Here is a 12,732-nt window from a genome sequence, read left to right on the forward strand (position 1 = left end):
TAATCGGCAGATCAGCGATGAGGAGGCAGCGATGGTTTCACGCATCATTCCGGTTGAGGATTTCGACCTGGTGATCTTTGGTGCTACCGGCGACCTGGCCCGGCGCAAGATCGTGCCGGGCCTGTATCGCCGCTTCGTGGCCGGGCAGGTGCCGGCCAGCGCGCGCATCATCGGCGCGGCCCGCACCCGCCAGGACGACGAGGCCTTCCGCGCCGAGATGCGCGCAGCGATCGAGGAATTCATCGGCCCCGGCCAGGACCAGGCGCAGCTTTCGGCCTTTCTGGACATGCTGGGCTATGTCGCCATCGACGCGCGCGGCACCGATGGCTGGGCCGAACTCAAGGCGCGGGTGCGGCCGGGGGTGGTGCATGCGTTCTATTTCTCGGTGGCGCCGGCGCTGTTCGGCGACATTGCCGAACGCCTGGCCGGCAACGGCATCGCGGATGCGGACAGCCGCATCGTGGTCGAAAAGCCTTTCGGCCGCGACCTTGCCACCGCGCGCGCGCTGAACGCGACGCTGGCCCGGCATTTCGACGAGAACCAGATCTATCGGATCGACCATTACCTGGGCAAGGAAACCGTCCAGAACCTGATGGCGGTGCGCTTCGCCAATATCCTGTTCGAACCCTTGTGGAACGCGCAATATGTGGACCATGTCCAGATCACCGTGGCCGAGACGGTGGGCGTGGGCGGGCGCGGCGAATATTACGACCATTCCGGCGCCATGCGGGACATGGTGCAGAATCACCTGATGCAGCTTCTGTGCCTGATCGCCATGGAGCCGCCCTATCATTTCGACCCCGATGCGGTGCGCGACGAAAAGCTCAAGGTGATCCGTGCGCTGGAACCGCTCGCGGCCGAGGACATCGTGCGCGGCCAGTACATGGCCGGCCCCGATGGTCCCGGTTATCTGGAGGATGCCGAGAATCCGCTCTCGCGCACCGAAAGCTTCGTGGCGCTGAAGGTGCGGATCGCCAACTGGCGCTGGACCGGCACGCCCTTCTACCTGCGCACCGGCAAGCGGCTGCGCGCCCGCACCAGCGAGATCGTCGTGACCTTCAAGGAGCCGCCGCATTCGATCTTCGACGACGGCGGCACGCACAAGGCCAACCAGCTTGTCATCAAGCTGCAACCGAACGAGGGCATGCACCTGACCGTGATGATCAAGGAGCCGGGGCCGGGCGGCATGCGCCTGGTGCAGGTGCCGCTGGACATGAGCTTTGCCGATGCGCTGGGGGCCGAAGGCTCGGACATGCCCGACGCCTATGAGCGGCTGATCATGGACGTGATCCGCGGCAACCAGACCCTGTTCATGCGCGGCGACGAGGTCGAGGCCGCCTGGGCCTGGACGGACCCGATCATCGCCGCCTGGGAATCCGGCTCGAAGCGGCCCGAGCCCTATGACCCCGGCTCAAGCGGCCCGGAAGAGGCGTTGCGCCTGCTGCATCGCGACAACCGCCGCTGGAGGGAGATCCGGCCATGACGCTCGAGTTCATCGAATATCCCGACCGCGAGATGCTGTTTCTGTCGCTGGCCGACCGGCTGGCGGGGCAGCTGTCGCAGCACCTGCGGGTGAATGACGGCGCCAGCCTCTGCGTGCCGGGCGGCACCACCCCGGCACCGCTTTACGACTATCTTTCGGGCAGCGAGATCGACTGGCCGCGCGTCACCGTGCTGCTCAACGACGAACGCTGGGTGGATGGCGAGCATGTCCGCTCGAACGGCCGGCTGCTGCGCCGCCACCTGCTCAAGGACAAGGCGGCTACGGCGCATTACATCGACCTTTATACCGGCGACGAGCGCCCCGAGGATGCGGTGCCGGCGCTTGCCGAGACCATCGCCCCGCATCTGCCGCTGACCGTGCTGCTCTTGGGCATGGGCACCGACATGCATACGGCAAGCCTGTTTCCCTCGGCTTCCGAGACCGTGCTGGCGCTGGCCTCCGACGCGCCCACCGTCATGGCAATCAACAGCGTGAAGGACGAGCCGCGGATCACCCTGACCGCCTCGGCGCTGAAGGGCGCGATCAACACCCATCTGCTGATCGCCGGCGCCGACAAGCGCGAGGCGTTCGAGCGCGCGCAGGGCCTCGACCCGACCGAGGCGCCGATCCGCGCCTTCCTGGGCGACATCACCGTGCATTGGGCAGAGTGAGATGACCGATATCTGGACCAGACTGACCGACCACCGCAAATCCCAGGGCGCGCTGCGGATCGAGGCGCTGTTTGACGCCGATCCGGCCCGCGCCGCCGCCTTTTCGACCAGCGCCGAAGGGCTGGTGCTGGACTGGTCCAAGACCAGCATCGACGCGCGCGCCCGCGACCTGCTGCTGGACCTCGCCGCGCCGGTTCCGGAACGCCGCGAGGCCATGTTCACCGGCCAGCGCATCAACGAGACCGAGGATCGCGCCGTGCTGCACACCGCGCTGCGCAATCTCGACGCCAGCGTCACGGTGGACGGCCGCGACGTGATGCCCGAGCTGCGCCGCACGCATCAGCGGATGCGCGATTTCGCCGCCGCCGTCCGCGACGGCAGCTTCCAGGGGCAGGGTGGCCGCATCACCGATGTCGTCAATATCGGCATCGGCGGTTCGGACCTCGGCCCGGCCATGGCCACGCGGGCGCTTTCGCCCTGGCATGACGGGCCGCGGGTGCATTTCGTCTCCAACGTGGACGGGGCGGACATTGCCGATACGCTGAAGGGGCTCGACCCGGCGACCACGCTGGTCATCGTCGCCTCCAAGACCTTCACCACCATCGAGACCATGACCAATGCCCGTACGGCGCTGGACTGGATGGCGAAGACCGTGGCGCAGCCGGCGGCGCAATTCGCCGCGCTGTCCTCGGCCACCGACCGCACCGCCGAATGGGGGATCGAGCCGTCCCGCGTCTTCGGCTTCGAGGATTGGGTCGGCGGGCGCTATTCCATGTGGGGGCCCATCGGCCTGTCGCTGATGATCGCCATCGGGCCCGAGAACTTCGACCGCTTCCTGGCCGGCGCCGCGGCCATGGACCGGCATTTCCGCCAGGCGCCGCTGGCGGAAAACCTGCCGGTAATCCTGGCGCTGGTCGGCATCTGGCACCACCAGGTCTGCGGCTACGGCACCCGTGCCGTGCTGCCCTATGACAACCGCCTCGGCCGCCTGCCGGCCTATCTGCAGCAGCTGGAAATGGAATCGAACGGCAAGCGCGTCGCCATGGACGGCAGCGACCTGACCCAGCCCTCGGGGCCGGTGGTCTGGGGCGAGCCGGGCACCAACGGCCAGCATGCCTTCTACCAGCTGATCCACCAGGGCACGGCGGTGGTGCCCTGCGAATTCATCGTCGCCGCCCGCGGCCACGAGCCAGAGCTGGCGCATCATCACCTGCTGCTGGTCGCCAACTGCCTGGCGCAATCCGAGGCGCTGATGCGCGGCCGTTCGCTGGACGAGGCGCTGGACCTCATGCGTGCCAAGGGCCTGACCGGCGCGGAACTGGAGCGCCAGGCCCGCCACCGGGTCTTTCCCGGCAACCGCCCCTCGACCACGCTGCTGATCCCGGAACTCGCCCCCTACACTCTGGGCCAGATCGTCGCGCTCTACGAGCATCGCGTCTTTGCCGAGGGGGTGATCCTGGGCATCAACAGCTTCGATCAATGGGGCGTGGAACTCGGCAAGGAACTGGCGCTGAAGCTGGCGCCGCTGCTTGAGGGCAAGCCCGCCCCCGGCCACGACCCCTCGACCGAGCGTCTCGCGGGGCTGGTCCGCGACGCGCGCGGCTGAACGCTTCTCTGTTCCCCAAATACCCCAGGGACGGCGCCACCCGCGCCGCCCCCGCCGATTTGCTCCGGTCTCGACGCATTCCGGGATTGACCCGCGGCGCATCCCGATTAGCCTGCGGCTTGCAGAGACAGGAAGGAAAGCCATGGATCTTCTGGCCAGGGCGACGGCCGCCATCGGCGGCGCGATGGTGCTGATGCGGCGCATGGGCGCGCCGCGAATGGCGGCGTTCGGGCCAAGCCCCGCCATCCCCGAGGCGAAGAAACAGGGCATCATGACGCTGAAGATGCCCACCGCGCGGGGCTGGGCGCCGGACCAGCGGCCCGAGGCCGCGCCGGGCCTGCGCGTGGATGCCTTCGCCCGCGAATTGCGCCATCCGCGCTGGATCGAGGTGCTGCCCAATGGCGATGTGCTGGTGGCCGAGGCCCTGCAAGAGGCAAGCCCGCCGAAATCGCTGCTCGACCGCGCCGCCCAGGCCACCATGCGCCGCGCCCGCGCCCTGGGCACCAGCGCCAACCGCATCACGCTGCTGCGCGACGGCGACGGCGATGGCGTGGCCGAGACGCGCCAGGTTTTCCTCGAGGGCCAGCGCCAGCCCTTCGGCATGGCCCTGGTCGGCGATACCTTCTATGTCGGCAATACCGACGGCATCGTCGCCTTTCCCTATGCGCCCGGCGCGACGCGGCTCGACGGGCCGGGGCGCCGGCTGGTCGATTTCAAGCCGGGCGGGCATTGGACGCGCAGCCTGATCGTCTCGCCCGACCGCAAGCGGCTCTATTGTGGTGTCGGCTCGCTGACCAATATCGCCGACGAGGGCATGGAGGCCGAAGAGGGCCGGGCCGCGATCTGGGAACTGGACCTGGAGACCGGCCGCGCCCGCATCTTCGCCTCGGGCCTGCGCAACCCGGTCGGCCTGGCCTGGGAGCCCGCGACCGGTGCGCTCTGGACCGTGGTGAACGAACGCGACGGGCTGGGCGACGAGACGCCGCCCGATTACCTGACCTCGGTGCAGGAGGGCGGGTTCTACGGCTGGCCCTATTGCTATTGGGGGCGGATCATCGACGACCGGGTGCCGCAGGATCCGGCCGAGGTCGCCCGCGCCATCACCCCCGATTACGCCTTGGGCGGCCATACCGCCTCGCTCGGCCTGTGCTGGATGCCCGAGGGCACGCTGCCGGGCTTCCCGGACGGCATGGCGATCGGCCAGCACGGCTCGTGGAACCGCTCGACCCTGTCGGGTTACAGGCTGATCTTCGTGCCCTTCCGGGACGGCCGGCCTGCCGGCCCACCGCGCGACATCCTGTCGGGCTTTCTCTCCGAGGACGAGAAATATTCCTATGGCCGGCCGGTGGGCGTGGCCATCGGCCCGGACGGCAGGTCGCTTCTGATGGCCGATGACGTGGGCGACGTGATCTGGCGGGTCAGCGCCGCCTGATCCGCGGCCGGTCCTAGAACCACTGGCCGGGCTCCATCAGCCCCAGGTCCATCAGCTGCTGCGAGTTCCAGCGGAAGGGATGCGAATTGCGCCAGCGGAAGCCGCGGATCTGCCCGCGCGAGCCGGGATTGCGGGCCAGCGCCTTGGCCACCCGGAAGGACGCAACCGCCGCGGTCAGGTTATTGTGCCAGGGGCAGGCATAGGTGTTGTATTCCTCGACGTTGAAGCGCAGGTCCGGCAAGAGCCGCAACCCCGGCTGGCTGCGAAACAGCGCGATGCGGTCGATGCGGCGGCGGTCGGCGGGCAGGTGCTCCTCGAATCGCCAGCGCAGCCCGCCGTGGAAATCCAGTTGCCGTTCCTTGTGGCGCCCCTCGCGATCCATGCGGCCAAGCGCGTAATAGCCGGTGCGGTCGAACATCGCCTCGTCCAGGCTGACCGCATCGGGGAAACGCTCCAGGTCCGGGGCATAGAGATCGATGACATAGGTCAGCATCGCCCGCCGGCGTTCCTCGGCGTGAAAGGCCAGCATCTCGCCCACGCTGCGGCTTTCCGAGAAGGGATAGAACAGGAACTCGGCATTATAGCCGTAGTAAAGCCAGGTATCGGCGGGCGCCGCCGCGATCACCGCATTGACCGCTTCGACCGCCGCCTGGCCGCGGCGCGCATCGTGGCGCAGGTTGAGGATCCGTTCCGCGCCTTCCCTGGGCAGGACATGGGCGGGCAGCGGCTCGGGCGACAGCGCCAGGATCAGCCGGAACCCGGCGGCTAGGTGATGCGCCAGCGTCCTTTGCACCGCTGCCTGGTCCTCGATCAGCAAAAGCGCGACCGGCCCCTTGTCCAGCCGGCCGCGCGGCGCCGTCAGGAAATCCTCCAGGCTGGGAAAGCTCATGGCAGGGCAGCCTTGATCTGCGCCAGCACCTGCGCCAGCGCCGCCGGGTCCAGCGTCGTCCGCTCCAGCTGGGCCAGGAGTTCGGCCTTGTGCTCGGGCGTCAGCGCCGAGCCCTCGATCATGGCGCGCACCTTGGCGGCATCGAAGCCCTGCGGGGTCAGGGCGGCGTCGATCTGGACCGCTTCGCCCGCCGCCGCGCCGGCTTCGCGCGTGGCGCTGGCGGCCTCGCGTGCGGCGGTGCTGGCGGCGATGGCGGCGGCCTCGGCCTGTTCGGGGGTGGCATTGGCTCGGGCCGCGGCGTCGGCGGCGCGGTCGGCGGCGGCTATGGCCGCCTCGGCCGCCGCTTCGGCCTGGTCCGCGGCCGTACCTGTCGCGCCGACCGCCGCCTGTCCGGCCGAGGCCGAGGCTTCGGCCGCCGCATCCGCCGCGACGGCTGCCGCATCGGCCGCGGCATCGGCTGCGGCATTGGCGCCTTGCTGGGCGGCGGTCGGGGCGGCGGCGGGGGGCTCGGCCGGTGGAGGCGGCGCATTGCCAGCCAGCCGGGCCAGCGGATCGCCGCCGCTCCCCAGCCACAACCCGCCGAACGCAAGGGCAAGAATCACGATCACGGCCAGGAATTTCTGCATCGGTTTCTCCGTCAGGGCTGCGGCGGGTCGGCTCTTCTATGCCATGCTGCGGCAAGCGGGGAAAGCGTTCCGGCGACAGCAGCACGGCAGCGGCGCCGGCCACCATGGGAAAGCGCGCAGAACACCGGCCAAACCTTGGCGCGCGCAACCGAATCCGGTTGAAAATCCGCCTGCGCAGGACTATTTAACCGCCCGGAACCCCCGGCAATACAAGGAAGACAGCCATAGCCCGCAGACCGCATAACGCTCCGCCCACCCGTGACACCGGCCCCCGCGTCAACGAGCGCATCCGAGTCGCCGAAATCCGCCTGATCGGTCCCGAAGGCGAAAATATCGGCGTCGTGACACCCGCCCGCGGTCTGGAGCTTGCACAGGAAGCCGGGCTGGATCTTGTCGAGATCTCGCCGAATGCCACGCCCCCGGTCTGCAAGATCATGGACCTGGGCAAGTTCAAGTATGAACAGCAAAAGCGCGAGGCCGAGGCCCGCAAGAAGCAGAAGATCATCGAGATCAAGGAAATCAAGTTCCGTCCCGGAACCGATACCCATGATTACGACGTCAAGATGCGCTCGGTCATGAAGTTCCTGGCCGAGGGCGACAAGGTCAAGATCACCCTGCGCTTCCGCGGCCGCGAGATGGCCCACCAGCAGCTTGGGGTCGAGCTTCTGAACCGCGTCGCCGCCGATGTCGGCGAGGCGGGCAAGGTCGAATCCATGCCCAAGCTGGAAGGGCGCCAGATGGTCATGATGATCTCGCCGAAATAAGGGGCTTTGGGAATGGCGGCCGAGGTGACGATTCTGGTTCTGCGCGAACCGGGCGCCGATCCGGCGCTGCCGCTGCCCGAATACCAGACCCGCGGCTCGGCCGGCGCCGACCTGCGGGCCGAGCTGGGCGGGGGCGAGCTGCTGCTCGAACCCGGCCAGATCCGCCTGGTGCCCACCGGGCTGCGCGTACAGATCCCCGAGGGCTACGAGATGCAGATCCGCCCCCGCTCCAGCCTGGCGCTGAAGCATGGGGTGACGCTGCCCAACACGCCTGGCACCATCGACAGCGACTATCGCGGGCCGCTGGGGGTGATCATGATCAACCTGGGCCCGCAGCCCTATGCGATCCGTCACGGCGAGCGCATCGCCCAGGCGGTGATCGCCCCCGTGACCCGCGCCGCCTATGTCATGGCCGAGGCGCTGGAGCAGACCGCGCGCGGCGAGGGCGGCTTCGGCTCGACCGGGCGGGGCTGAGCCCGTGCTGATCCTTTTCCTCATGCTGGCCGTGCTGGTCGCGGCGCGCCTGCTTGGCTGGCCGGAATGGCGCGGCTGGGCGGGGGTCGCTGCGCTGTGGCTGGCCGCCATTGCCGCGCTGGCCCTGGCGCCTGGCAGCACTGTTGCGCGGCTGGTCGGCGGCGATCCTCGGGTCTGGGGGCTGGCCGGTGGCGTGGTGGCGCTGGGACTGGGCTATCGTCTGCTGCTGCGGCAGTTGCATCGCCGCGCCGTCCCGCTGCCCGATCCGCCCGCGCCCGTGCGATCCGGCCCGCTTTCGGACCCCGAGCTTGACCGCTATGCCCGCCATATCGTGCTGCGCGAGCTGGGCGGGCCGGGACAGGCGGCGCTGCGTCGCGCCCGCGTGCTGGTGGTGGGCGCCGGTGGGCTGGGGGCGCCGGTCTGCCTTTATCTGGCGGCGGCCGGTGTCGGGCGCATCACCGTCGCCGACGACGATCAGGTCGGCCTGTCGAACCTGCAGCGCCAGGTGATCTTTCGCAGCGCCGATGACGGCCGCCCCAAGGCCGAGGCCGCGCGCGATGCCATGCTGGCGCTGAACCCGCATGTCGAGGTCACGGCGCTGAACCGCCGCATCGGGGCCGAGGATGCCGCCCTGGTCGCTGAACATGACCTGGTGCTGGACGGCACCGACAGTTTCGCCGCGCGCCGCGCGGTGAACGCGGCCTGCGCCGCCGCCGGCGTGCCGCTGGTCGCCGGCGCCATCGCGCAATGGGAAGGGCAGGTGACGATCTGGGATCCGGCCCGCGGTGCGCCCTGCATGGCCTGCATCTTTCCCGAGGCTCCGGCACCGGGCCTTGCCCCCGCCTGCGCCGAAGCCGGCGTCGTCGGTCCCCTGCCCGGCGTCGTGGGCAGCCTGATGGCGCTGGAGGCGATCAAGCTGATCGCGCGGGCGGGCGAGCCCCTGCGCGGCCGCATGCTGATCTTTGACGGGCTTTACGGCGAGAACCGGCTGATGAAGATATCGCGACGCGCCGATTGCACTGTCTGCGGCTCTGGACATTTCCGCGCAGGCTGAAACACTCGCCCCCGGAAAAGGAGGCTCGCATGAACCCCGAACTGACGCATTGGACCGGCCCCCTGGGCCTGCCGCGTTTCGACCTGATCCGCGACGAGGATTTCGACCCGGCCTTCGACGCCTGCCTGAAATTGGCCGAGGAGGCTGTCGAGACCATCGCCGCCAATCCCGCGCCGCCGGACTTTGCCAATACCGTCGCCGCGCTGGAGACGGCCGAGGAGCCGCTGAACCGGCTCTGCGCCATCTTCTTCACCCTGACTGGCGTCGATTCCAACCCGGCGCGCGAGGATCTGCAGCGCCGCATCGCCCCGCGCCTGGCCGCGCATGGCAGCAAGGTCAGCATGGACCCGAGGCTGTTCGACCGGGTCGAGGCGGTGATGCAGGATGCGGGCGGGCTTGCGCCCGAGGACTGCCGCCTGACCGAGCTGACCCTGCGCGGGCTGCGCCGGGCGGGCGCGGGCCTGACCGGCGCGGCGCGCGAGCGCATGGCGGCGATCCGCGAGCGGCTGGCGGTGCTGTCGACCGATTTCGCCCAGAACGTGCTGACGGACGAGCGCGACTTTGCCATGGGTGTCGCCGACGACCAGCTGTCCGGCCTGCCGGATTGGCTGGTCCGCGCCATGCGGGCGGCAGCGCGCGAACGCGGGATGCCGGGGCAGGTGGTGACGCTGAACCGCTCGCTGATCGTGCCCTTCCTGGAATATTGCGAAGACCGCGCCCTGCGCGAGGCGGCCTGGCGGGCCTGGTGCGCGCGCGGCTCGGGGCAGGGCGCGGGCGGGGCCGCGACCGACAACCGCCCCATCGCCGCCGAGATCCTGCAATTGCGCCACGAGCGCGCCCGGCTGCTGGGCTATGAGGATTTCGCCAGCTACAAGCTGGAGCCCGAGATGGCCCGCAATGCCGGGAATGTCGAGGCGCTGCTGACCCAGGTCTGGGCTGCGGCCAAGACCAGGGCCGAGGCCGATGCCGAGCGCCTGACCGCGATGCTGCGCGAGGACGGGGTGAACGGCGTGCTGGAACCCTGGGACTGGCGCTTCTATGCCGAGCGCCGGCGCAAGGCCGAACACGATCTCGACGAGGCCGAGGTCAAGCCCTATCTGACGCTGGAGGCGATGCTGGGCGCAGTCTTCGACACCGCGCAGCGCCTGTTCGGGATCGAGATGCGCGCGTTCACGGCGCCGCTCTGGTCGCCCGATGCCCGCGCCTGGGAGGTGACGCGGGACGGCCGGCGCATGGCGGTCTTCGTCGGCGATTACTTCGCCCGGCCCGGCAAGCGGTCGGGGGCCTGGTGTTCGTCGCTGCAACAGCAGCACAAGATCGGCGCGGGGCAGCGGCCGATCGTCACCAATGTCTGCAACTTCACCCCGCCCGAGGCCGCGGGCGCGCCGGCTTATCTGTCCTGGGACGATGCCCATACGCTGTTCCACGAATTCGGCCATGCGCTGCACCATATCCTGTCGGACGTGTCCTGGCCCTCGATCTCGGGTACCTCGGTGGCGCGGGATTTCGTCGAGCTGCCCAGCCAGCTTTTCGAGCATTGGCTGGAACAGCCCGAGGTGCTGGACCGCCATGCCCGCCATGCCGAGACCGGGGCGCCACTGCCCGCGGCGCTGCGCGACCGCATCCTGGCGGCCGGCAATGCCGACCAGGGCTTTGCCACCACCGAATATCTGGAAAGCGCGCTGGTGGACCTGGCCTTTCACCGCGGCGCGCCGCCCGCCGACCCGATGGCGCGGCAGGCCGAGGTGCTGGCGGAACTGGGCGCGCCGGCCGCTATCCCGATGCGCCATGCCACGCCGCATTTCGCGCATGTGTTTTCCGGCGACGGCTATTCCTCGGGCTATTACAGCTACATGTGGTCCGAGGTGATGGATGCCGACGCTTTCGCGGCCTTCATGGAAAAGGGCGATCCCTTCGACGCCGAAACCGCGTGCCGGCTGGAGCAATGGATTCTTTCCAAGGGTGATTCCCGGCCGGCCGACGAGCTGTGGCTGAAGTTCCGCGGCCGTACCCCCGGCGTCGAGGCATTGCTGAAGGGACGCGGGCTTTTGTCCGAGGCCGGCTGACCGCGGCTTGCGCAGGATGCGTTTCGCCGGACAAGGGCTTGCGCGAATCCGCCGCCGGGCGGCGATCCGGCGGCCGTGGCGGCCGATGTCACAACTGCAAGGCAATATGACCTGGAGGCTGATCGCCGCCAGGTCGGCATCAACCCGTCCATTCCGGCAGGAAAGGCGCCAATTTCTTGATGGCCCGGCTGCACCGGCCTATCCTTCCCGTGCAGTTTCTGGAATGTAGGCGGTAATCTGTCCGGGAGGATGGCATGCAGGTTTTCAAGGCAGCCTCGATGAAAAGCGTCGATGAAGTGCCGATCGACAAGATGGGACTTCAGCATTACTTCGCCAATTACGAAAAATATATCGGCCCCCTGCGTATGCAGCCGCTGCGATTGCTGGAATTGGGAATAGCGCGGGGCGATTCGCTGAGATATTGGGAATCCTGGCTGCCGAATGCCGAAATCACCGGGTTGGACATCAATCCCTGCTCGGCGCGCTTCGAAAGCGGGCGGGTGCGCTGCTATGTCGGCGAACAACAGGACAAGGCGCTTCTGGACCGGATCGCGGCGGAACGGGCGCCGCAAGGATTCGACGTCATCATCGACGATGCCTCGCATGTCGGGCAATTGTCCCGCATCAGCTTCTGGCATCTTTTCGAACACCACCTCAAGGCGGGCGGATATTACTTTATCGAGGATTGGGGCACCGGTTATTGGCGGCAATATCCCGACGGCAAATCCTATCGTCCCCGGCCGCCCCGGCTTTCCCCGCATGAACGGCTGCTCGACAGGTTGCATCGGTCGCGGCCGGTGCAGGCGGTTTATCCGCTGGGCAAGCTGACCGGCTGGATGCGCTGGCACCTGGTGCGCCGGCGGTTCCACGGCCATGACCGCGGCATGGTCGGCTTCGTCAAGGAACTGATCGACGAATGCGGGGCCGAGGACATGACCCATCCCGATTTCGGCACCGGCACGCCACGCGCCTCGCGCTTTGCCTGGATGCGCGTCTCGCTGGGCCATGTGGTGATCCGCAAGGCCGGCTGACCTGCCGGCACGGGTTTCAGTCGCGGATCTCGTCGGGATCGACGCCCCAGATCGTGGTCTTGGGCACCCAGCCCTTTTCGCCGCCGCCCGAGACCCGGCACCAGTCGGGATTGCATTCATGCAGCCGGACGATGGCGCCGGCCTCGGCCCGCGCCACCACCTCGGCGCGCGGCTCGGGGCGGGCCTGCAGGTCCAGCATGTCCTTGGTCACGATGGCGGTGCGCACGCCCGACAGCAGGGAATAATGCACCCAGCCGCCGGCGCCGTCCTGGTCTTCGACCCGGCGCCAATGACCGAACTCGGCCACCACGCGCAGGGGCATGCCGGCATGGCGGAACACCCAGTCGATGCGATGCGACAGGCTGGGACCGCGCCGCGCATTGCCCTCGCTGCCCTTGAGGCTGACATAGCGCGGCAGCGGCAGGTTGGTGACAGAGCCGCGATTCGGGTCGCGCCGGCCGTCCTGGTGGCGGCTGATCGTCGCATCGGCCGAGAGGCCGGGGATCTGCTTGGCATCCAGCGTCTCGCCCGGATCGGTGGCTTGCGCCAGCGCCGCCGATCCCAAGCACGCCCCCGTCGCCAGTATCGCGGCGCCAAGCCAGACCTGTCCTTGCTTCATCTGCCCGTCCTGCTTTT

12 protein-coding genes are annotated in these 12,732 nt (G+C 68.8%); 9 read left to right on the forward strand and 3 right to left on the reverse strand.

The genetic code is table 11. The annotated features are described in order from the left end of the window. The first annotated feature begins 31 nt into the window (after window positions 1-31). From zwf to ACDP63_RS08670, 4 genes are all read left to right on the forward strand, one after another. A complete protein-coding gene (gene zwf, locus ACDP63_RS08655) occupies window positions 32-1,483 on the forward strand; it encodes a glucose-6-phosphate dehydrogenase (RefSeq protein ID WP_024845544.1) in 1,452 nt (483 codons plus the stop codon). Then, entirely contained in the window at window positions 1,480-2,154 is a 675-nt protein-coding gene (gene pgl / locus ACDP63_RS08660) for a 6-phosphogluconolactonase (protein WP_024845545.1), read from the forward strand. The genes zwf and pgl overlap by 4 nt, the downstream gene beginning before the upstream one ends. A gap of 1 nt (window position 2,155) precedes the next feature. Continuing rightward, window positions 2,156-3,760, forward strand: coding sequence for a glucose-6-phosphate isomerase (gene pgi / locus ACDP63_RS08665; RefSeq protein ID WP_024845546.1), 1,605 nt, complete (start codon window positions 2,156-2,158; stop codon window positions 3,758-3,760). A 142-nt stretch (window positions 3,761-3,902) separates the two neighbouring features. After that, window positions 3,903-5,192, forward strand: coding sequence for a PQQ-dependent sugar dehydrogenase (locus ACDP63_RS08670; RefSeq protein WP_024845547.1), 1,290 nt, complete (start codon window positions 3,903-3,905; stop codon window positions 5,190-5,192). Between the two features lie 13 nt (window positions 5,193-5,205). Here the strand turns inward: ACDP63_RS08670 and ACDP63_RS08675 are convergent, their stop codons facing one another. Both ACDP63_RS08675 and ACDP63_RS08680 read right to left on the reverse strand, forming a co-directional pair. Next, window positions 5,206-6,081 carry a glycosyltransferase family 2 protein gene (locus ACDP63_RS08675; RefSeq protein WP_024845548.1) on the reverse strand — a complete coding sequence of 292 codons (876 nt, stop codon included), beginning with the start codon at window positions 6,079-6,081 and terminating at the stop codon, window positions 5,206-5,208. Then, window positions 6,078-6,707, reverse strand: a complete 630-nt coding sequence (locus ACDP63_RS08680; protein ID WP_024845549.1) for a hypothetical protein — start codon at window positions 6,705-6,707, stop codon at window positions 6,078-6,080. The genes ACDP63_RS08675 and ACDP63_RS08680 overlap by 4 nt, the downstream gene beginning before the upstream one ends. Window positions 6,708-6,931: 224 nt before the next feature. Here ACDP63_RS08680 and infC point away from each other — a divergent pair, with 224 nt between their 5' ends. From infC to ACDP63_RS08705, 5 genes are all read left to right on the forward strand, one after another. Continuing rightward, window positions 6,932-7,471 (forward strand): translation initiation factor IF-3, encoded by a 540-nt coding sequence (gene infC / locus ACDP63_RS08685; RefSeq protein ID WP_036748168.1) that lies wholly within the window; start codon window positions 6,932-6,934, stop codon window positions 7,469-7,471. Between the two features lie 12 nt (window positions 7,472-7,483). Next, window positions 7,484-7,945: a dUTP diphosphatase gene (gene dut / locus ACDP63_RS08690; RefSeq protein ID WP_024845551.1), complete on the forward strand. Its 462-nt coding sequence runs from the start codon at window positions 7,484-7,486 to the stop codon at window positions 7,943-7,945. Window positions 7,946-7,967: 22 nt separating this feature from the next. Then, the gene (locus ACDP63_RS08695; protein WP_036748171.1) at window positions 7,968-8,999 is read left to right on the forward strand and encodes a HesA/MoeB/ThiF family protein; all 1,032 of its coding nucleotides are present in this window, start codon (window positions 7,968-7,970) and stop codon (window positions 8,997-8,999) included. Window positions 9,000-9,028: 29 nt separating this feature from the next. Then, window positions 9,029-11,065 (forward strand): M3 family metallopeptidase, encoded by a 2,037-nt coding sequence (locus ACDP63_RS08700; protein WP_024845553.1) that lies wholly within the window; start codon window positions 9,029-9,031, stop codon window positions 11,063-11,065. 254 nt (window positions 11,066-11,319) lie between these two features. Continuing rightward, window positions 11,320-12,096, forward strand: a complete 777-nt coding sequence (locus tag ACDP63_RS08705; protein WP_024845554.1) for a hypothetical protein — start codon at window positions 11,320-11,322, stop codon at window positions 12,094-12,096. 16 nt (window positions 12,097-12,112) lie between these two features. Here ACDP63_RS08705 and ACDP63_RS08710 read toward each other — a convergent pair whose 3' ends face one another. Further along, entirely contained in the window at window positions 12,113-12,715 is a 603-nt protein-coding gene (locus ACDP63_RS08710; protein ID WP_024845555.1) for an SH3 domain-containing protein, read from the reverse strand. Window positions 12,716-12,732: the final 17 nt, after the last annotated feature.

This window comes from Paracoccus sp. P2, assembly GCF_046335115.1.
Lineage (GTDB): Bacteria > Pseudomonadota > Alphaproteobacteria > Rhodobacterales > Rhodobacteraceae > Paracoccus > Paracoccus pantotrophus.

Coding starts and splice junctions, on each gene's coding strand:
- zwf (WP_024845544.1), top strand. CDS start 32: ATGGTTTCACGCATCATTCCGGTTGAGGATTTCGACCTGGTGATCTTT.
- pgl (WP_024845545.1), top strand. CDS start 1,480: ATGACGCTCGAGTTCATCGAATATCCCGACCGCGAGATGCTGTTTCTG.
- pgi (WP_024845546.1), top strand. CDS start 2,156: ATGACCGATATCTGGACCAGACTGACCGACCACCGCAAATCCCAGGGC.
- ACDP63_RS08670 (WP_024845547.1), top strand. CDS start 3,903: ATGGATCTTCTGGCCAGGGCGACGGCCGCCATCGGCGGCGCGATGGTG.
- ACDP63_RS08675 (WP_024845548.1), bottom strand. CDS start 6,081: ATGAGCTTTCCCAGCCTGGAGGATTTCCTGACGGCGCCGCGCGGCCGG.
- ACDP63_RS08680 (WP_024845549.1), bottom strand. CDS start 6,707: ATGCAGAAATTCCTGGCCGTGATCGTGATTCTTGCCCTTGCGTTCGGC.
- dut (WP_024845551.1), top strand. CDS start 7,484: ATGGCGGCCGAGGTGACGATTCTGGTTCTGCGCGAACCGGGCGCCGAT.
- ACDP63_RS08695 (WP_036748171.1), top strand. CDS start 7,968: ATGCTGGCCGTGCTGGTCGCGGCGCGCCTGCTTGGCTGGCCGGAATGG.
- ACDP63_RS08700 (WP_024845553.1), top strand. CDS start 9,029: ATGAACCCCGAACTGACGCATTGGACCGGCCCCCTGGGCCTGCCGCGT.
- ACDP63_RS08705 (WP_024845554.1), top strand. CDS start 11,320: ATGCAGGTTTTCAAGGCAGCCTCGATGAAAAGCGTCGATGAAGTGCCG.
- ACDP63_RS08710 (WP_024845555.1), bottom strand. CDS start 12,715: ATGAAGCAAGGACAGGTCTGGCTTGGCGCCGCGATACTGGCGACGGGG.